This window comes from Priestia endophytica DSM 13796 (assembly GCF_900115845.1).
In the GTDB taxonomy this organism is placed as follows: domain Bacteria; phylum Bacillota; class Bacilli; order Bacillales; family Bacillaceae_H; genus Bacillus_I; species Bacillus_I endophytica.
Window position 1 is genome coordinate 433,807 of the sequence record NZ_FOXX01000002.1, and the last position, 20,420, is coordinate 454,226.

Below are 20,420 nucleotides of genomic sequence, written 5' to 3' on the forward strand. Positions count from 1 at the left end.
TTTTTCCACCCCGTAAAATAAAGAAAATAGATTGACTTTATAAAAAGTGGGGGATTGTCATTGAGCTTATTGCAACAAATCAAAGAAGGTAAAAAAGGATTTACAAAGTCAGAGGAAAAGATCGCTGGGTATATCTTAAGTAATGTTGAAGAAATTCCAACTTTAACAACAAAAGAGTTTTCTCTTCGCTGTAAGGTAAGTGAAGCTAGCATTGTTCGTTTTTGTAGGAAAATAGGGCTTAAAAGTTATAAAACATTTAAGATGTCTTTGCTGCGTGAACTCAGTGGAAACGATTATATTAACGAAGTGTCGAGAATTCATAAGGATGATCTTCCGTTGCAGCTTTTTATGAAAGTAACGAACGCTAGTCGAAAAGCGCTTGATATGGCGGAAAGTTCTCTTGATGGGAGTATATTTGAACGTGTCATTGAGAAATGTCTAGGAGCAAACCGAATCTTTTTTTTCGGTGTTGGTGGATCTGCTGTAAGTGCTATGGATGCTACATATAAGTTTTCAAAGCTTGGCTATCCTTCTTTAGTTTCATACGACTTTCATATGGCCATTAATTTAATTACAAGCATGGAGAAAAAAGATCTTTTTGTAGGAATTTCAACATCTGGAAAAACAAAAGAAGTCGTCGAACTAGCTCGACTAGCTAAGAAACAAGGGTTATGTGTCGCAGCTATTACAAAACTTGAAAAAACACCGCTTTATAAAACAGCAGATTTCCCACTTTGTATTCCAGATGTTGAACAAGATTACCGAATTGGGAGCATTGCTTCTAGAACTTCCCAGCTTAACATTGTTGATGCCTTGTATATTAATGTCTTTAACCGTCTTAGTGATGATATTCTTCAAAAGTTTCATGAAACAAGAGAAGCGGTCATAAATTTAAGAAGGTAGCAATATGCTGAATGAAACATAATTTCACTAAAAATAATAAAAATATTGACTATTTGTTTCATTTTTTCATAAAATAAGAATATATGAAAGCGATATCAAAGGGAGTGGGGAAGTGTTAGAACGTTTAGGAACAGAACGTCGCAACAATCAAACAGAAGAATTAGATACAATGAGTATTCAAGATATTTTACGTATTATGAACGAAGAAGACAAGAAAGTTCCTGAAGCTATTCAAAAAGAATTAGAAAAAGTTGAAAGAGCTGTAAGTCTAGTTGTAGAAAGCTTTAAATCAGGGGGGAGGCTTTTGTACGTTGGAGCAGGAACGAGTGGACGTCTTGGTGTTCTTGATGCTGTGGAATGTCCGCCAACGTTTGGCACAGATCCAAACCTTGTAAAAGGGGTCATGGCAGGAGGAGAGTCAGCTTTTATTAAAGCTGTTGAAGCAGCAGAAGATCGTGAAGATTTAGGAGCAGAAGATATGAAATTGCTGAACATTACCTCTAATGATACTGTTATTGGTATTGCAGCGAGTGGACGAACACCATATGTTATAGGAGCCTTGCGATATGCTAGAGAAAGAGGATCATCAACATGTGCGATTTCATGTAATAAAGAAACAGCTATTAGTGCTCTAGCAGACGTGGCAATTGAAGTTAATACAGGCCCGGAAGTTCTTACAGGTTCAACAAGATTAAAAGCAGGAACAGCCCAAAAGCTTTTGCTAAATATGATTTCAACTGTTTCAATGATTCAGATAGGCAAAGTATATAAAAACTTAATGGTAGACGTACAGCCAACAAATGAGAAGCTTGTAGAGCGCTCAAAACGAATTATTATGGAGGCGACAGGTATATCATATGAAGAGGCTTCTATCTATTATGATCAATCAAAACAAAATATTAAAGTTGCCATTTTAATGGTTTTAACCAATTGTACAGCAGAGGAAGCCCAAAAAAAATTGCAGACTAGTAATGGATTTGTACGTCAGGCTCTTTAAGATAGGTAAAAAAAGAGGGGGAGTACAATGTCAAAGGAGCGGAAAGTAGCATGCAAAATTTTAGCTTGTCTTGGGTTTGAGGAGAATGTCGCTAATTTTACAAATTGTATGACAAGGCTTAGAGTGAACGTCTATAACCGAGAAGAGGTAAATATTCAAAAACTCGAAGAAATAGACGATGTTATTGGAGTTGTAGAAGATGAAACAATCCAAATTATTTTAGGGCCTGGTTTTGTGAATAAAGTGGCTTCAGAATTTCAGCAGTTTTTTGATCAATCTTCAGTTGAAGAAGATCAAAAAAGAAAAATTCAAGAAAAGAACAATACACCTTTCAAAAATGGTCTAAAGAAAATTGGAAACGTCTTTATCCCTCTTTTGCCGGGACTTATTGCTTCAGGGCTTATTAACGGGATTGTAAGTACGCTTATCAACGGCGGTGTTGATGAAGCAAATGAACTGATTGTGCTAATGAAGTTTATTGGAGGATGTATTTTCACCTATCTTGGGATTTTTGTTGGGATTAATGCTGCAAAAGAATTTGGGGGTACGCCAGTTCTGGGGGGGATTGCAGGTTTATTAATTATTAACCCAGCTCTTGATACTCTGGATCTTACAATTATGGGAGAAGAAGTAACAGCAGGGCGGGGCGGACTTATTGCTGTTCTCATCTCAGCTTGGTTTATGACCGTTATTGAACGAAATGTGAGAAAGTTTATTCCGAACGCTGTAGACATTATTTTAACTCCTCTTCTCACGCTTCTTATTGTTGGAATAAGTACAATGTACATTATTCAGCCACTGGGAGGGCTTCTTTCAGAAGGGATTTTAAGCATCTTAACTGCTGTGCTAGAAATAGGTGGGCCTCTCGCTGGTGCCGTACTAGCAGGTACATTTTTGCCTCTTGTAATGGTAGGGCTTCATCACGGATTGATTCCTCTTCATATGGAATTTATTCAAGCAACAGGAGCTACTCCGCTTCTTCCTATTTTAGCGATGGCTGGGGCAGGTCAAGTTGGAGCAGGGCTTGCTATCTTAGCAAAAACGAAAAACGAGCGCCTTAAGAAAAACTTGTATGGAGCGCTTCCTGTAGGATTTTTAGGGGTAGGAGAACCGCTTTTATACGGGGTGACTTTACCGCTTGGACGTCCATTTATTACAGCGTGTCTAGGAGCTGCTGTTGGAGGAGCTTCACAAGCTGTTTTCGCAACAGCAACAAAAGCAGTAGGAATCTCAGGGCTTCCGCTTACACTGCTTGTTGTAGATGGGAAAATTATTTTATACTTGCTTGGTCTTTTAATCTCCTACGGGGCAGGTTTCATTTTCACTTACTTCTTTGGCTATAAAGAAGAAATGGCTCAAAACCTTAGGAAAGAAAAAGAGGTTTCAGTAGAATAGAAGGTAAAAGGCGTCTCGCATATGCGAGACGCTTTTTTTATGAAAATACATAAGAAAGAGCTTGCAAAGCTTGCTGTGGTGTTTCCACAACAACTTGTGCTTTGTTTGACAGTTCTTTTAATGGGTGATGAAGAGTTTCCGGGCGAACTAAAATAAGCGGTTTTCCTTTTTCAATTGCGCGTGATGCATCCATGGCTGTATTCCACTGTTTATATTTATCTCCGAAAAGAGCAATAACAACATCACTTTTATTCATTAAAATTTCAGTTCGTAGATTATTAATAGCAGAAGCTGCTTCATCTTTGAAAATATTATTAGGTTGTTTTCCTAGAATTTCTTCGCCAATGTTATCAGAACGATCGTGATTTTCCATTGGACCAACAAATGTAAGTGGTAAGTTTAAGTCACTTGCTTCACTTTTTAATATATCGCGCCAGTTATCGTGAATCTGTCCTGCTAAATAAATGGTAAGTTCCATTATGTAATCCTCCTTTTTCAGTTCATTATACCTTTTTATCATAAGAAAGAAACCTTTCTTTAGAAAGGTTCTTTTGTATTAGTTCTGTAATACTTGTTGTTTAATTTACAATAAGTTAACAAAATTGAGTTGTATTAAAAATTAAGAAAGTTAAATGCCTTTTAAATTTTCTAAAATCTCATAGAATTCTAATATTTATCTAATTATTCTCTCATATTTTCCTTTTATTCTTTAAAAGAACATAAAAGAAAACGGTTCAAATTAAAAAGCCGTAGGGAAGAAAGGATGAATAAGGTGGAACGATTAGAAAGCATGTTAAAGAAGAACGAGGAATTTGTAGCAAAAGGCGAAGGAGAAAAGTTTAAAGCAAGTAAATTTTCTAATAAAAATATGCTCGTCATTACATGCATGGACGCTCGTTTAATTAAAATGTTGCCAGAAGCCCTTGATTTAAAAAATGGAGATGCCAACATTATTAAAACAGCAGGTGCTCTTGTTTGTGAAAAAAGTGAAAATGTTCTTAGAAGCATCCTTGTTTCAGTTTATGAGCTTGGTGTTGAAGAAATTTTTGTCGTAGGTCATCATGACTGCGGTATGGCAGGATTTTGTTGCGACAATTTACTTGAAAAATGGAAGGACAGAAGCGACATTCAACAAGGCGTGCAACAATTAGCAAATGAAGGAGTTAATTTTGAAAGATGGCTCAAAGGATTTGATCATGTAGAAGATAGCGTAAAAGAAAGTGTTTCATTCCTCCATGAGTACCCACTTCTGCCTCAAGGAATAAAAATTCACGGTCTTATCATTAATCCAGAAAATGGAAAGGTTGATCATGTGACATCGCTTATAAAAGAAGAAAAAGTAGAGCGTACTGTCTAAGAAAAAGTGAGGACAAAGGAAGATGGGTGAGGAGGAAGAAAATGAATACAACAAAAAAACAGCCATATACGCTTGAGATGCTGAGGCGCGATTTGATTGCCGGGATTATTGTAGGAATCGTAGCTATTCCACTTGGGATGGGATTTGCTATTGCTTCAGGAACGGAACCTGTACATGGAATTTATACTGTTGTAATTGCCGGGATTATTGTTTCTACATTAGGAGGGTCAAAATTTCAAATTGCAGGACCAACAGGGGCATTTGTTCCGATACTGCTCGGGATTGTCACACAGTACGGATTTGATAATCTAATGATTGCGACCTTTATGGCAGGGCTTATTCTCATTATACTTGGATTATGTAAAGCAGGTTCGCTTGTTAAATATATTCCAAAACCTGTTATTATCGGTTTTACAGCAGGGATTGCGATTATCATTTTCTACGGCCAACTTCCACACTTTTTAGGTCTATATGATACAAATGATGAAGCTGGATTTTTAGCTGGAATGGTTTCCATTATTAAAAGTCTACCTGATGCTAACTTTTATGGAGTGTTAACAGGCATCGTTGGTCTTGCAAGCATTATTTTAGCAACTCGCTTTGTCCCTAAAATTCCAGGTGCTCTTATTGGGGTTCTCGTCTCAACTGCTTTTGCGCTTTTGCTTTTCCCTGATAAGCTTGTAACCATTAATACTCTCTACGGAGCAATCCCGAACACGCTTCCACAGTTTGGACTTCCTGAAATTACACTAGAAAAAATTATTACCCTTATTCCTGCAGCGTTAGCCATTGCCTTCTTAGGTGGGTTGGAATCTCTACTTTCGGCTGTTGTAGCAGATGAAATGGCTGGCACCAAGCATAAAAGTAATCGGGAGATTGTTGCCCAAGGCATTGCAAACACTATATTACCATTTTTTCAAGGAATTCCTGCTACAGGAGCTATTGCAAGAACGGCAACAAATATTCGAAACAAAGCAGCGACTCGATTTTCAGGTGTTGTGCATGCTTTATTCGCCTTAATGGTCCTCCTCGTGCTCGCTCCTTATGCTTCTCATATTCCGCTTGCAAGCCTTGCCCCAGTTTTAATGGTGGTAGCGTGGAATATGAGTGAACGTAAACATTTTGCGGGCATTGTAAAAGAAAAATCACGTGAATCATTTGTATTGCTTGTTACCTTCTTTTTCACCGTCTTTTTTGATTTGATGGTTGGAATCGGCGTTGGAATGCTCACATACTTTGTCCTTAACTTTAACAAGACAGCAATAGGAAAGAAAGTTCGCTCAACTGCTGGAATGTAAGAAAAATGATAGGATGTGTTCGTTCTTCTAACAAGGAAGAAGACAAAACATGTAAACTAACCTATAGTAAAGGTAAGTCCTTTGAGTGCAGGTATATTGTTAAGAAACTCCGTCCATGGTGGACTTTAGGTGAAAGTTCATCCTCTATTAAAGCATTTTCTCTAAACAAGAGAGAATGCTTTTTTTTATCTTGTTTTTAAATTAAAAAAAGAAGGAATAAGAGAAGAGAACGATGAAGCTATGATGAAGCGAATTTTATTCTGAAAATAACGAGGAGTAGGGTGTATATGATAAAAGCAGAAGAAAGCTTTGAAGAATATAAATTTAAACAGGGCTCTTACTATCTTTATGTACCACCAAATAATCGCCCACACGAAAAGTCTCCACTTATGGTTGTCTTGCATGGATGCACGCAAAATCCTTTCACTATTGCTACGGCAACAGAAATGAATGATACGGCTCGCCAAAACAATTTTCTTGTTTTATATCCTGATCAGCCAAGAAGTGAAGATTCTGGGAAATGCTGGAGTTGGCATGATGCAGATCATCAAGAAAGAGGGAAAGGAGAGCCTCGCAAAATTGTTAGCATGATTAATCATGTGAAAGAAAAATATGAAATATCTGATATATACATAACAGGTCTTTCTGCCGGGGCGGCAATGGCTCTCATCGTAGGGGGAGTTTATCCAGATCTTTTTTCAGGAATAGGAGTTGTAGGGGGTCTTCCCTATAAAGCAGCCCAAACCAAATCAGAGCGTGCGCTCGCTATGATTAACGGACCACAGCATGATGCTGAAAAGATGGGAGAGCTTTTATACGAAAAAACAGCTGTGTACAATAAAAGGGTTCCTCTTATTGTCTTTCACGGTACATATGACCGTGTTGTTCATCCAATAAACGCTAATAAATTAATAAAACAGTGGATCACTTTGTGTAATTTAATGAACAAAAATGGAAAAGATGGAATAATTCCCTCTACGCCTGTTCGAACAGACAAGAGGGCGGTACCGGTTGGGAAGACGTATAAAATTGAAGAATATGAATCTCCGGATAAAAGCATCAAAATTCACTACGTGACAATCAATAGCATGCTTCATTCATGGCCAGGAGGAAGTGTAAAAGGAACGTTCACAGATCCTCTTGCTCCAAGTGCTAGTGAAATGATGTGGAATTTTTTTAACCAGCAATAAGCTTGATTATTTTGAATGTTAGGAAAGTAAACGAACGCCTTACGGAGAGCTTAACAGGTATGCTATACTTGAAAAAATTTAACTTCAAACCATAAAAGAAGGGAAACATATAATGAAAAAAGCGTTCTATCATTGCGATATATTCACCTTAGATCAGGAAAAAATAATTAAAGACGGAATGATTATAACGGAAGACGAAAAAATTGCCTATATTGGAAAGATGGAAGAAGAGCGATTGCAAGATTGTGAAGAAACTTACAACTGGAGCGGGAAATGGGTTATGCCAGGGCTTGTGAATTCACATGTTCATATTGTAATGAACATTCTACGTGGCGTTGGAGATGATATGCTTCTTCATCCATGGTTAACGGAAAAAATTTGGCCTCTTGAAGCGAAGTTTACAACAGATCTCGCTATTACAAGCTCAAAAGCAGCTATTGTTGAAATGATGAAGAGCGGGACAACGCTTTTTAACGATATGTATAATCCAATTGGTCTTGATGTATTTAAACTTTACGAAGCAGTAAAAGATACCGGAATGAAAGGTAACTTAGCGTATACCCTGTTTTCTAATGACAAGGGAGATAAAGCTATAGCAAAAGAAGCGCATGATATCGCTCAACATATTAAGAAAGATCGTTCATTAATTAGAACAACAGTTGCTCCACACAGTCCGTATTCTTGTAGTGAAGAGCTGCTGCGTTCATCTGTTTCAATTGCAAAAGAGCTTGATTTGCCTCTTCATATTCATGTTTCTGAAACAGAAAAAGAGATGAATGATTGTCTTAGAGAACATGAAACAACTCCTGTACAATATCTAGCAGAGCTTGATTTTTACGAACAGCCTACTATTTTTGCTCATGGAGTTGTCCTAACAGACGAAGATGTTGCTCTTTTAAATGAAAAAGGAACATCAATTGCTCATAACCCTATTAGTAATTTAAAGCTAGGATCTGGAGTTGCTGATATTTCACGCCTAAATAGTGCAGGCGTGAACGTAGCTATTGCAACAGATAGCGTTGCTTCTAATAATAATTTAGATATGTTCGAAGAAATGCGCACAGCTGCACTTTTGCAAAAGGGTACACACAAAACGCCAGAAGCAATGCCTGCTTATAGCATGCTAAAAATGGCAACCTTGAATGGAGCAAAAGCTTTAGGATATGAGGATACAGGTGTTTTAAAAGAAGGGTACAAAGCAGATTTCATTTCGATTGATCCAAGAGATAAAATTCATCTTCAACCTCTTGAAAATGCCTCTTCGCATCTCTTATATGCAGCAAGTGGAAAAGATGTTTCTGATAGTGTTATTAACGGAAATGTCGTAATGGAGAACCGTGTTCTCTTAACGCTAGATGAAGAAAGAATCATATACGATCTAAATTACTACTATAAAACATTATAAAATGTAAAAAAGGTGCTACTTTTAGCACCTTTTTTACGCTTTCTCCTTTCCTAATGTTCCCAACATGAAAGAATTATGATAGCATTTGAAATGCGGATAACAGATGATAATGAAAGAAACACAATCTTTTTACATAAAAAAAGAAAGAACCGTGAATAGTAAAAAACACGGCTTACATAAAAAGGAGAAAACGATGACAAAACGCATTTTTATCGCGATTGGGTTACTTCTGCTTCTCGTGAGTTCTGAACATAGATTTGTTCTAGCACAATCTACTCATCCTATTTTAAATATTGCTCATCGTGGTGCCTCTGCATATGCACCTGAACATACGATGATTTCTTATAAAAAAGCTCTTGATATGGGAGCAGACTATCTTGAAATAGACCTGCAGCAAACAAAGGATGGCGTCCTTGTGGCGATTCATGATTCAAAATTAGAAAGAACAACAAATGGAAAAGGTCGTGTGAAAGATTACACATATGATCAATTAAAGAAGCTTGATGCTGGTTCATGGTTTAATCGAAAATATCCTGAGCAAGCAAAAGAGTCATTTGAAAAAGAATCAATTCTATCACTCGAAGAAATTTTTGCTTACTTTGGGCGTGATCAGCATTACTATATTGAGACAAAATCGCCACAAAGCTATAAAGGAATGGAAGAGAATTTGCTTAAACTTGTGGATAAATACAATATTCCAGAAGAGCATCTTTTAATTGAATCTTTTAGTGCGAAAAGTTTAAAAAGCATTCATGAGAAGAAGCCTGAACTTTCACTCATTAAGCTTTCTCTTTGTCGTCCATCATTACAGGAAATAAAGGAAATTAAAACGTATGCAGACGGAATTGGTCCCCGTGCTACGTGTTTAGATAAAGGATATATTGAAAAAGTTCATAGTCAAGGTTTGTTTCTTCATGCTTTTACAGTTAATGATAAAAAGGCAATGGGGAAGCTTATAAATTGGGGCGTAGATGGTCTTTTTACCAATAATCCTGACGTATTAAAGGATGTAATTGAGAATCAGAACTCATAGAATTTTCTCTTTTTTCTATGTTTTGTTCTTTCTCTTTTTCGTGATAAGATGTACAGTGTTGGAATAATTATCAAGTTACCGGTCATATTTGAAATAAAAACAAAAGGGGAGGTTTCATTGTATAGAGAAACAAAAAAGAATATTGGAAAAACTTCATTATGGTTCGGCATAGCAAGCCTTATTTGTACAGGGATCTTCTTTATACCGACTGTTTTACAATTTGCGTTTGGCATTTTCTTTTTCTTCGGTGCTTTTCTCTTATCTTTCGTTGGAATCGTATTAACGATTATCAGCTTTTTTAAAGAGAGAACAAAAATGTCTATCGTAGCGGTCATTATAAATGGTGCTGTACTCATCGTCTTTATTCTTCTTTCTATTGCAGCAGCTCACATGCCAAGTGCGTATTAATCAAAAGAGGAAGTTTTCTAAAGAAGCTCTAGAGAGATCTTAAGCTCTTATTGAAAAGCCTCCTCTTTTATTAAAGAACGATCGAGAGCAATAGAAACGAAATTTTATATAAAGCACAATCCTAAAACATATCTTTAGAGTCGTCAAAAAATGACAGAAACATTTGCATATTTCCTCTTTTTCTCTTAAAGGAAAAGAACGAATAAATAAGAAAATATAAGAAAAAGAGATGAAAGGAACGAAAGCCAGTGAAGCTTAAAAAAAGAATCGTTATACCTGCTGTTGCAGTTGTTGTTCTTATATGTGCGGCTTTTTTTATTTTTACAAGAGCGGATTATCATGGGAAAGTAGTTGATATTAGCGGAAGCAAAGTATACCTTGGTCCATTAACTCAAGATGAAGGATATCAAATCATTGAAGTAACAGCAGACAAAGATACAGAATTTGAGGGCGGAGATCAAGGCGTGTTTGGACTGAAAAAGGGTCAAGAAGTACACGTATGGTTAAAAAATGGAGAATTAGCAAGCAAAATTTCGGTGGAGTGAGTTATTGCTCCACCTTTTTTATGAAGGAAAAAGATAAGAGGGGAGAAGTCATGAATATTGCTCATAGAGGTGCTTCAGGGTATGCCCCAGAAAATACGTTTGCAGCTTACTTTTTAGCATTGAAAATGAAGGCAGACTATCTTGAAATTGATGTTCAAATGAGCAGGGATGGAGAACTTGTGCTTATACACGATAAGACAGTAGAGCGCACAACAGATGGAAATGGTCTTGTTAGTGAAAAAACGCTTCATGAGCTAAAGGAACTTGACGCTGGAGGGTGGTTTTCCGGGGAGTTTAAAAACGAGCGTATTCCTACACTCCCAGAAGTATTTGCAACATTCCGAACGAAAGTAGGTTTTCTAATCGAACTAAAGAATCCTTCTTTATATCCAGGGATGGAGGAGAAGCTTGTACGAACGCTTGAAAGTTTTCGATTAGCAGAGTCTGATCAAATCATTGTTCAATCTTTTGATGAGAAAGCTGTTCAACGGATTAAGAAACGTCTTCCGAAAATTTCAGTAGGAGTTCTTGTAAAGTACAGTATATGGGGGATATCTTCTGCAAAATTAAAAGAAATATCAGCATATGCTACATATGTAAACCCGAACAGAAGACTTATTACAAAGAAGCTTGTAAAACGTATTCACCAAAATAGTATGAAAGTTATTCCTTATGCTGTGTATCGTAAAAAAACAATTCAAAGCTTTTATAACCTAGGTGTTGATGGTATTATTTGTGATTATCCTGATCTTGTAGCGGAAACTCAAAAAGCGCGTTAAACCGACAGAATACGCTTATTTTCTGAAAAAGCAATAATTCTTCTTTTCCTCATTAATCTTTCTATTATATAATAATATGGGAAAGTGATGAGGGGGGAGAAAGAATGGCAAAAGTACAGCTTGTTCCGTATGATGCACAGTGGCCAGAAAAGTTTAGGGTTCTGAAAGAACAGTTGGAGGAAAAATTAGCACCAATGAAGGTTAGCATTGAGCATATTGGTAGCACTTCTGTACCAAATATGATGGCAAAACCAATCATTGACGTAATTGTAGGAGTGGAAAAAGAAGAAGAACTACAGTATGCTATTGATCCAATTCGAGAGCTTGGTTATACATATGTGCAACAATATGAAACCATTTTGCCAAATCGACGCTATTTCGTTCGATTTAAAGAGGAAGGTCTTCCAGACATTATTAGGGATGGAGATCATGATTTTTCACAGGATGCCGATTTTCATCATGAAGCACATCTTCATGTTGTTGTAAAGGGGAGCAACTTATGGGAAAGGCATCTACAATTTCGCGATATTTTAAGAAGTAGTGAAGACAGTTTAGAGGCATATGCTTCTGTTAAGCGAAAGCTTGCACTTCGAGAATGGGAAAGTACAAATGAATACGCGAAAGCGAAAACGAGCGTTATTCAAGGGATTTTAAGTCGATAAAGACAAGCACGCTGAAATTGTTATCTTCATTTAACTTATTATAAAGCTCATGCGTCTAGACGCATGAGCTTTTTTAGCTACGTAGGAGAATGAAGAGCAAGAATATGCTTTTTTCCATCTTGATCTTTGTATTGAACATACAGAGCATAGCCTTCTTTTTTCCACTCTTGTTTTGTAAGAGTTCTACTAACGGTTTCACTTGTTTTTCCTTCTAGAAGCATTGAGTATACTTGTGTTGAAAACGTATTAGAAGGTTGAGTTGTTCCATTCTTATTAAGCCAGAGAAGAGTGCCATGATCAAATAAAAGTTGAATGTCTGCAGATGTTTTATTGTGTAGTGAAGCCTCTATTGTGTATTCTTTTGTTTTAGAGTGATAGGAAATGTTTACCTCGGCTCTTAATATGTTATCTTCCACTTTTTGCTTCCGAGCTTGTCGATCATTTGAGAATCCAGCCAATACAATCACCACCCAAAAGATTAATAGGTATTTCATAAGAAAAAAGCCTCCTACTCTTATCCACTATCTTACTACACTTTACATTACTCTACACAAAAAAACGTATAAGTCTTTTTAACTTATACGTTACACAGCATGTGATTTTTGAATGGCTGCCTTTCGCTCTAGTGCAAGTTGTTCAAGTTGCTTCACTTTTGGAACTGTAAAAGCAAGAACAGATAGGAAAAGAGCTCCAAAAATAAAAATATTAGATGGTTTTGTTAACTCTGCTTCTGTAGCAAGTTTTCTTCCTTGATCAAATAAAGAAAACAGGCTCTCGTTTGGAATAGGCATTGTAATAGAAACAATCATAAAAAGAACAAAAATAGCAGCTATATACAACATTCCATGTACAAGCCTTATGAAAGCAAGTCCTTTTTGTTCAGGTGCTGTTAAAAACATGGAAAGTTCCTGACCTGAACGAATCATATCGTCACTTTTTTCTTTGTATTCATAAGGGAAAAATAGCGCAATTCCCCAATAGTAGAAAAAAGATAAAAGAAGTCTTACAGCTTCTACAATTAAATAAAAGATAACAGTTACTGTTACAGCCATTAAAAAGTAGTTTTCTGTAAAAATAGCTCCTGCAGATAACCAGATAGCTGCTGTTGAGAAGTAGAGAAACCGAGCTTGTTTGTTGTAGCGTACGCTTTTAATAACCCTTTTATCTGTAGCTAATAAAAATCCATTAATCAACAAAATAAGAAGGTTAACGAAAGCGCTTATATAATGCTCGGTAGAAAGTGGTTTAAACGTTAATATCCCGATGTGTACGATGTATGTAAAACTCAAGGCATAAAACGAAAAAGCCGTTGGTGAATCAAGGTATGAAACAGATGATAGGCGATGAGCTTTTTTTAGCGAACGAATCAATGTTTTTTCTTTACCCCCTTTCTAGGATAGGTCCTAAAGGTGCTTACATACAAGATAATATACAGCATGTGAAAAAACAATCGTCAAAATTTGTGAATAGACCAAGAAATCGTAAAAAATCTCCTTCTTTCTATAGTATTATAGAAAAGGAGAAGAGGACAACAAAAAAGAGCGATAATTCACAAGCATTTCATGAAACTCTAATTTTTGATTGAAACATATGAAATAGGGAATAATATTTTTACTATGTCTAAAAAATAACATGAAATAATAAAAAATCTTTCAATGAAAAGCGTTTCATACGCTATAGTAAAAACAAATACAGCAAGGGGGAACAATTGATGATTATTGCAATTGATATGGATGGAACATTATTAAATAGTGAAGGTAAGGTGCCTGCTGAAAATGTAGAAGCAATCAAAAATGCACAGCGCGCTGGGGTTAAGGTTGTCATTGCAACTGGAAGAAGTTATGAGGATGCAATGCGTCCTTTACAACCGTTCGATCTTAAACTTCCTAAGATTTGTGCAAACGGAGCAGACGTAAGAGATGAAGAAGGAAACGTTCTTCATCGCCAATCTCTAGAGGAGCAAGACATTCAAAATGCTATGAATCTTCGCTTCCATAACGATGAGGAAGTTTACTTTGAAATGTATGTGCAAGACGGTGTGTATACATATGAAAATGCAGGAGATGTAATGAAAGCGGAAGCGGACCGAGTGAGAAGCTCCAATGAAAAAATTTCTCGCTTCGAACTTGATCTTTTAGCTGCCAAACAGTCACAGCAGGCTGGCGTTACCTTTTTACCAAAAGAACAGCTTATGAAAAAAGCGCTCCAAGAAGATACTAATATTTTTAAATTCCTCTTTTTCTCCTTCGACTTAAACAAGCTTCAAGTTGTAAAAGATGAATTAGGAAAAAGTGACAACGTAGCTATTAGTTCATCTGCTTTGCATAACGTGGAGGTCAACCACTTGAAGGCAACAAAGGGAATTGCGCTTCGTAAAATGGCAGAGCATTTAAAAGTTGATATGAAACATTCAGTCGCCATTGGAGACAATCGCAACGATATTAGTATGTTTAATGAAGCAGCTACAAGTTTTGGAATGGGAAATGGCGATCCTGAAGTGCAGTCATTATGTGACTATGTAACCGAAACAAATGATAATAATGGAGTAGCAAAAGCGATTGAAAAGGTATTAAAAAGTTCTCTAAAAGCATAAGAAACAAATATGAGCTGTTTTTCCTTATTTTACACAAAATAGGGCTTTGACAGCTCATGTTCTCTTTGGTATTATAACGTAGTAAAAATAATATAAATCCTCACTCTTTCTCGGTGAGGTAGAGGTTGCGCGTATTAGGAGTAACATATGGGAAGCAAGTGGAGCTTATGAACATATGTGAAAGGAATGGGCGCCGAAGCTTATAAAAAACCACTTTTTTTATAAGCTGGGCCTGTATTAAATAAGTACAGGACTGCCACAAGTTTTTGTGGAGGGCTATCAGAGAGATATGGCAGAGTGAATGCAAAAGTATGGGCATTTCCATACTTTTTTATTTTGTCTGCTAAAAATTACTTATTGGAGGATTTTTGCAGCATGGAACAAACGAAAAAATGGGGCTTTTGGCTCTTAACAGCTTTTGTTGTTGGAAACATGGTAGGATCAGGAATTTTCATGCTTCCAAGTACGCTTGCACAAGTGGCAAGTCCACTTGGCGTTATGACAGCATGGGCTGTTACTGGGTTTGGTGTATTAATGCTTGCCCTAACTTTTGGAACGCTATCAATTCGAAAACCAGAGCTACAAGCGGGACCGCAGAGTTATGCGAGAGCGCTATTTGAAAATAAAAAAACAGGTGATGTAGCAAGTTTTACAACCGTTTGGGGATACTGGGTAGCAAACTGGATTAGCAACGTAGCGATTATTACAAGTTTTGCAGGCTATTTGTCTACTTTTCTACCGATTATGAGAGACGGTCGAGTATTATTTCATGTTGGGTCTCAACCGATTGAATTAGGGAAGCTGGTTACTTTTGTAGTTTGCTCTATCTTCTTATGGGGAACTCATACAATCTTAGTTACAAGTATGAATGCAGCAGGTAAACTGAATTTTGTTACGACATTTTCAAAAGTCGTAGGATTCGCTCTTTTCATTATTGCTGGGTTATTTGCTTTTCAGTTCTCAACAATGGGAAGTTTTTATTATCCTGTTGAGAGCACAGATGGAGGAAATCCGCTTGGGCTTTCAAGTCAAGTGTACAATGCCGCTATTTCAACACTATGGGCATTCGTTGGTATTGAGTCAGCAGTTATTTTATCAGGTCGAGCATCTTCACAGCGCGATATTAAAAAGGCCACTGTTGCAGGTGTAACAATTGCTATTATTATTTATATGACAATTACAATGATCACAATGGGGGCACTCCCACATAGCGAACTTCAAGCATCAGATAAGCCTTTTGTAGACGTTTTAAACGTTTTAATTGGTCGTGGCGGCAGTATCATTATGGCACTTCTTGCGCTTGTCTCCTTGTTTGGATCAATGCTTGGGTGGATCTTATTAAGTTCAGAAGTTCCATACAGAGCAGCGCGTGAAGGAAACTTTCCAGCCTTTTTTGCAAAAACAAACAAAAAAGGAAGTCCAAGTAATGCTTTACTTGTAACGAATATTATGTCTCAAATCTTTATTTTTTCAACTGTTTCAGGAACGATTAGTCAAGCCTATTCTTTCTTAACGACATCATCAACGCTTGCTTATCTTATCCCATATTTAATTTCAACTATTTATTTCTTAAAAGTTGTCATTAAAGGTGAAACATACGCAGAGCTAGGTGGAACATCTTCGCGTATAAAAGACGGAATTATTGCTGGGCTTGCATTCATTTATGCGGCATGGGTTATTATTTCCGGAACTGCAGATATGAAAACTTTTTCTTTAGGAATTGGCCTCTTTTTAATCGGAATTGTATTTTATCCGCTTGTAAAGCGCAAAGGAAAACAACAAAGCACACAAGAAATGTAAAGTATGAAAAGCTGAGGGAAACTTTCCCTCAGCTTTTTTTATGGATGAAAAGGCAGTGTTTTGAATAGTGTTTATCAAGTGATAAAAAGTGGAATACAAGATAAAGAAGGAGGAATAACGATGAAATATCTTATTATAAGCGCTATTAATCTTTTAGCATTCTTATTTATGATCAGTACAAATTACTTTTTTCCAGAAAGCCGCAACGTGTCTAAAATCTCGGACAGCATCAATGCTTTTATAACACCAGCTGGCTACGCCTTTTCAATTTGGGGCCTCATTTTTCTTCTTTTAGCTTTTTATGCTATTCGTCAATTTTTTGCCAAAGGGATAGACAAAGAAATATATGAAAAAGTTGGCCTTTGGTTTGCACTTAACGTCATTTTTAATGGGTTATGGAGTCCTGTTTTTGGAAGTGAAAATGTTGCACTTTCTCTTGTTATCATTTTGGGCGTTTTAGTTACGCTTATTGTAATTTACACGAAAACACAGAATGCAACAAAGCACCATTCATGGCTCATGCGTCTTCCATTCTCTATTTATATTGGTTGGGTTTCAATTGCGACAATTGTTAATGTTTTTACCCTCCTGAAATATAAAGGAATTACGGAACTTTTCGGTGTTAGTGAATATGGATGGACAATTATTATGCTATTAGTAGGAGGATTACTAAGTATTTACTTTACACTGAAAAATCGAGATATTGCCTACTCTCTTGTTTTCATTTGGGCATACATTGCTATCATCGTTCAAAGACAAGATATGCATGCTATCGTTATCACAGCATCTATTTCTATCGTCCTCATCATCATTTTCATTATTATAAGCCTTATTAGAAGAAAAAAACGTCTTTCATAATATAAGAGCCAGCTTTGTTATTAAAATAAAGCTGGCTCTTAATTTTTTTTGCTTTTTCTTTGTTGCTATACTTCTCTGCCTACATAAATAACAAGAGACAGAAGTAGAAAACAAAACAAAAAGAATTCTAAAGCTGCCATAACGCGAAAACCATAAAATACGTTACGAATAGCTCTCGCTACAGAGTAGTTCATAAAAAGGTCTAAAACAATGGCTAAAGAGAAAGATAAAGAACTCATAAGCAAAAGAGCAAAAAAGCATTTTCAAAGTAGTCTTCCTCCAGCAATTATCATTTGTTTTTTTTACTTTTTTCATTTGAAGTTCTCTTTATACAGATGAATGCATAATTGTGCTCATTTCTGCAGAAAATGGATAAAAAAAGGTAGGTCTCTGCCATGTTTTTTAAGAAACGAAAAAAGAAAGAAGACAGCAAGTCAGATGACACCCATGAAGAGCAATCTCCAGCAGAACTTCTTCATCGTAATTTAACGTGTAATATTAAAAGGGTAAAGGAAGAAGTTGGATATAGCTCAGATATTATTGTAAGAGAATTTTCAATTGGCTATAACGAACAAATTTCGTGTGCCATTATTTTTATTGATGGACTAGTTGAGGCAAGTATTATTAATGATTCTCTCCTTAAGATGCTGCTTGAGGATTCTAATATTGAACGCTATTTTAATGAGTGGAATCCTATTCAGCTTTTGCGAACGAAAGTGGTAGCTCTTGATGACGTGAAGATAGTGTTGGATTGGGAAACGCTATTTCAGTCTTTAGTAGATGGAGAAACCATCGTCTTAGTTGATGGTTATCCACAAGCACTCTCAGGAAGCGCTAGAGGGGGAGAACAGAGAGCTATCGAGGAGCCACAGACGCAAGTTTCCATTAGAGGACCAAAAGATGGTTTTACAGAATCGATTCGTACAAATACAGCTCTGCTTCGAAGAAGAATTAAAAGTACGGATTTTAGAATGGAAACAAAAAAGCTTGGAAAAGCAACTCAAACAGATGTAAGCATCGTCTACATGAATGGCATTGCAAAAGATAAAATTGTTCAAGAAGTAAGAGACCGGATGTCAAGAATTGATGTGGACAAAATTTTAGAGTCGGGAAATATTGAAGAGCTTATTGAAGATGAAACATTTACAACATTTCCGACCGTTTATCATACAGAGCGTCCTGATGTTGTAGCAGCAAATTTGCTTGAGGGTAGAGTAGCCATTCTTATAGACGGAACACCGTTTGCCCTTGTTGTGCCTGCTTTATTTATTCAATTTTTTCAGGCTCCTGATGATTACTATACTCGGTTTGATATTAGTTCAGGATTGCGCTTCTTGCGCATTATGATTTTTTTCATTTCTTTAATTGCGCCATCAAGTTATATAGCAGCAACAACGTTTCACCAAGAAATGATTCCAAGTCAGCTTGCTTTTTCAATTGCAGCACAGCGAGAAGTTGTTCCATTTCCATCATTTGTAGAAGCCTTAATTATGGAAGTAACTTTTGAAATTTTACGAGAAGCAGGAGTTCGAATGCCAAGGGCAGTCGGGCAAGCTGTCTCTATTGTAGGAGCGCTTGTTATTGGACAAGCAGCTGTTCAAGCTGGTCTTGTATCTCCAGCTATGATTATTATTGTTTCGTTAACAGCAATCGCGAGCTTTGCTACTCCGTCATTTTCAATTGCTATTTCAGCCCGTGTTATTCGTTTTGCTCTAATGGTTTGTGCAGTTGCGTTTGGCTTCTATGGTATTTTCCTAGGATTAATTATAATGGTTGTTCATTTAGGTAGTTTGCGGTCGTTTGGTGTCCCTTATATGTCTCCTCTTGCTCCACTTGATTTTCAAGGTCTAAGAGATACGTTTATTCGAGCCCCCTTTTGGTCACTTGATCGTAGACCAGCACTGATAAATGAAGATAATGTCAAAAGACAAGGAAGAAATCAACGTCCTCATCCTCCAACAGAAGAGGAGGAAAATCAAGATGAAACGTAGTATACGGGCTTTTATGATCATTTTATGTTGTTTTTTTTATCAGGTTGTTGGAGCAGTAAAGAAATGTCTGATTTAGCTTTTGTTACAGCAGTTGGAATTAGTAAAGATAAAGATGAAAACAAATATAAAGTTTCGCTGCAGGTTGTGAATCCAGGAAGCGTTGCAGGTGGACAACAAGCAAGTGTTCAAGATGCTCCTGTGACAATTATGTCTAGTACAGCATTTAATCCATTTGAAGCTAGTCGACATGTTACAAGCAAAATGTCACGAAATTTATACTATGCTCATACAAACTTAATTGTCATTGATGAAGAATTAGCAAGAACAAAAGGACTATATGAACTATTTGATTTTATTGAACGAAGTGATCAACTAAGGGAAACGGCTACAATTGTGATTGCAAAAGGTACAAGTGCTGAGAATGTAATTAAAAACTTAACTCCTATTGATCGAATTCCAGCCGTTTATGTAAATAAAATGCTTAAAAATGCGGAAGACAATGGAGGACAAAATATAAAAGTAACTGTTGATGAGGTTTTGCAAAAAATCACCTCTCAAGGCAGAGAACCTATTATTAACGGCATTTCAATTCAAGGTAGTGCAGAAGAAGGGTCAATGCAAGAAAGTATCCAAGGAAGTGATCCAAAAGGAAAGTTAGAAGCAAGCGGCATTGCTATTTTTAGAGAAGGAAAACTAATTGATTGGGTAAAAGGATACAATGTGCACGGAATTTTGTGGACAACAAATAAAGTGAAAGACATTGTAGATAGCACAGACTGGGAAAATCATAAGAAAGTGATTGCGTTGCAAACAATAAGAGCAAAATCAAAGCTTGATGTCAAATGGAAGCATGGACGTCCTATTATTCTGATAAATATCGAAACAGAAGGAAACATTAATGGAGTTAATGTTTCTGTTGATTTAAGAGACCCACAGGTCATTCAAAAAATCGAAAATCTATGGGAGAAGCAAATTGAACAAGAAGTAATGAAAACAGTAAAAAGAGCGAAAAAGGATAAAAGTGATATTTTTGGGTTTGGAAGAACGATTTATGAACACAGTCCAAAAAATGGAAAGAATTGAAGTGCGATTGGAATGTAAAGGGATTTACAGAAGTAGATGTAGATGTAAACGTTAACGCTTTTATCCGTAGGACAGGTCTTCGTAATCAGCCGTTCCTTTCTAATCCTAATCGGTAACAGAAAG

At 36.5% G+C, this 20,420-nt stretch carries 19 protein-coding genes, 1 pseudogene and 1 riboswitch; of the genes and pseudogenes, 17 read left to right on the forward strand and 3 right to left on the reverse strand.

Going from position 1 to position 20,420, the window contains the following annotated elements; all coding sequences use genetic code 11:
• Positions 1–60 precede the first annotated feature (60 nt).
• The 3 genes from BM012_RS06615 to BM012_RS06625 all read left to right on the forward strand — a co-directional run bounded on the left by BM012_RS06615 (position 61) and on the right by BM012_RS06625 (position 3,295).
• Positions 61–903, forward strand: a complete 843-nt coding sequence (locus BM012_RS06615; protein ID WP_082802545.1) for a MurR/RpiR family transcriptional regulator — start codon at positions 61–63, stop codon at positions 901–903.
• A 112-nt stretch (positions 904–1,015) separates the two neighbouring features.
• A complete protein-coding gene (gene murQ / locus BM012_RS06620) occupies positions 1,016–1,900 on the forward strand; it encodes an N-acetylmuramic acid 6-phosphate etherase (RefSeq protein ID WP_061803770.1) in 885 nt (294 codons plus the stop codon).
• A 27-nt stretch (positions 1,901–1,927) separates the two neighbouring features.
• Positions 1,928–3,295 (forward strand): PTS transporter subunit EIIC, encoded by a 1,368-nt coding sequence (locus BM012_RS06625; RefSeq protein WP_061803771.1) that lies wholly within the window; start codon positions 1,928–1,930, stop codon positions 3,293–3,295.
• Positions 3,296–3,332: 37 nt separating this feature from the next.
• On the opposite strand, the gene BM012_RS06630 is transcribed toward BM012_RS06625, so the two are convergent.
• Complete coding sequence (locus BM012_RS06630) at positions 3,333–3,773, reverse strand: YtoQ family protein (RefSeq protein ID WP_061803772.1); 441 nt, start codon at positions 3,771–3,773, stop codon at positions 3,333–3,335.
• A 294-nt stretch (positions 3,774–4,067) separates the two neighbouring features.
• On the opposite strand from BM012_RS06630, the gene BM012_RS06635 reads away from it, so the two are divergent.
• The 9 genes from BM012_RS06635 to BM012_RS06675 all read left to right on the forward strand — a co-directional run bounded on the left by BM012_RS06635 (position 4,068) and on the right by BM012_RS06675 (position 11,972).
• The gene (locus tag BM012_RS06635; RefSeq protein WP_061803773.1) at positions 4,068–4,652 is read left to right on the forward strand and encodes a beta-class carbonic anhydrase; all 585 of its coding nucleotides are present in this window, start codon (positions 4,068–4,070) and stop codon (positions 4,650–4,652) included.
• Positions 4,653–4,693: 41 nt separating this feature from the next.
• The gene (locus BM012_RS06640) at positions 4,694–5,950 is read left to right on the forward strand and encodes a SulP family inorganic anion transporter (protein ID WP_061803774.1); all 1,257 of its coding nucleotides are present in this window, start codon (positions 4,694–4,696) and stop codon (positions 5,948–5,950) included.
• A 287-nt stretch (positions 5,951–6,237) separates the two neighbouring features.
• Positions 6,238–7,140: an extracellular catalytic domain type 1 short-chain-length polyhydroxyalkanoate depolymerase gene (locus BM012_RS06645; protein WP_061803775.1), complete on the forward strand. Its 903-nt coding sequence runs from the start codon at positions 6,238–6,240 to the stop codon at positions 7,138–7,140.
• 112 nt (positions 7,141–7,252) lie between these two features.
• Positions 7,253–8,545, forward strand: coding sequence for an amidohydrolase (locus BM012_RS06650; protein ID WP_061803776.1), 1,293 nt, complete (start codon positions 7,253–7,255; stop codon positions 8,543–8,545).
• A 193-nt stretch (positions 8,546–8,738) separates the two neighbouring features.
• On the forward strand, positions 8,739–9,578 hold the full coding sequence (locus BM012_RS06655) for a glycerophosphodiester phosphodiesterase (RefSeq protein ID WP_061803777.1): 840 nt from the start codon (positions 8,739–8,741) through the stop codon (positions 9,576–9,578).
• Positions 9,579–9,695: 117 nt separating this feature from the next.
• Positions 9,696–9,986, forward strand: a complete 291-nt coding sequence (locus tag BM012_RS06660; RefSeq protein ID WP_061803778.1) for a hypothetical protein — start codon at positions 9,696–9,698, stop codon at positions 9,984–9,986.
• Positions 9,987–10,234: 248 nt separating this feature from the next.
• Positions 10,235–10,531 carry a hypothetical protein gene (locus tag BM012_RS06665; protein ID WP_061803779.1) on the forward strand — a complete coding sequence of 99 codons (297 nt, stop codon included), beginning with the start codon at positions 10,235–10,237 and terminating at the stop codon, positions 10,529–10,531.
• A 50-nt stretch (positions 10,532–10,581) separates the two neighbouring features.
• Positions 10,582–11,310, forward strand: a complete 729-nt coding sequence (locus BM012_RS06670) for a glycerophosphodiester phosphodiesterase (RefSeq protein ID WP_061803780.1) — start codon at positions 10,582–10,584, stop codon at positions 11,308–11,310.
• Between the two features lie 104 nt (positions 11,311–11,414).
• On the forward strand, positions 11,415–11,972 hold the full coding sequence (locus BM012_RS06675; protein WP_061803781.1) for a GrpB family protein: 558 nt from the start codon (positions 11,415–11,417) through the stop codon (positions 11,970–11,972).
• A 77-nt stretch (positions 11,973–12,049) separates the two neighbouring features.
• Here BM012_RS06675 and BM012_RS06680 read toward each other — a convergent pair whose 3' ends face one another.
• Together BM012_RS06680 and BM012_RS06685 are read right to left on the reverse strand one after the other, a co-directional pair.
• Positions 12,050–12,466, reverse strand: a complete 417-nt coding sequence (locus BM012_RS06680) for a hypothetical protein (protein ID WP_061803782.1) — start codon at positions 12,464–12,466, stop codon at positions 12,050–12,052.
• Positions 12,467–12,556: 90 nt separating this feature from the next.
• Positions 12,557–13,342, reverse strand: coding sequence for a hypothetical protein (locus BM012_RS06685; protein WP_061803783.1), 786 nt, complete (start codon positions 13,340–13,342; stop codon positions 12,557–12,559).
• A 341-nt stretch (positions 13,343–13,683) separates the two neighbouring features.
• Between BM012_RS06685 and BM012_RS06695 the strand changes: the two genes are divergently transcribed.
• From BM012_RS06695 to BM012_RS06720, 5 genes and pseudogenes are all read left to right on the forward strand, one after another.
• Positions 13,684–14,565, forward strand: a complete 882-nt coding sequence (locus BM012_RS06695; RefSeq protein ID WP_061803785.1) for a Cof-type HAD-IIB family hydrolase — start codon at positions 13,684–13,686, stop codon at positions 14,563–14,565.
• A 111-nt stretch (positions 14,566–14,676) separates the two neighbouring features.
• Positions 14,677–14,852: riboswitch (Lysine riboswitch) on the forward strand.
• A gap of 88 nt (positions 14,853–14,940) precedes the next feature.
• Entirely contained in the window at positions 14,941–16,365 is a 1,425-nt protein-coding gene (locus tag BM012_RS06700; RefSeq protein WP_061803786.1) for an amino acid permease, read from the forward strand.
• Positions 16,366–16,485: 120 nt separating this feature from the next.
• On the forward strand, positions 16,486–17,223 hold the full coding sequence (locus tag BM012_RS06705; RefSeq protein WP_061803787.1) for a tryptophan-rich sensory protein: 738 nt from the start codon (positions 16,486–16,488) through the stop codon (positions 17,221–17,223).
• A gap of 395 nt (positions 17,224–17,618) precedes the next feature.
• On the forward strand, positions 17,619–19,214 hold the full coding sequence (locus BM012_RS06715; protein WP_061803789.1) for a spore germination protein: 1,596 nt from the start codon (positions 17,619–17,621) through the stop codon (positions 19,212–19,214).
• A 24-nt stretch (positions 19,215–19,238) separates the two neighbouring features.
• Positions 19,239–20,413: pseudogene (locus BM012_RS06720) on the forward strand (Ger(x)C family spore germination protein).
• Positions 20,414–20,420 lie beyond the last annotated feature (7 nt).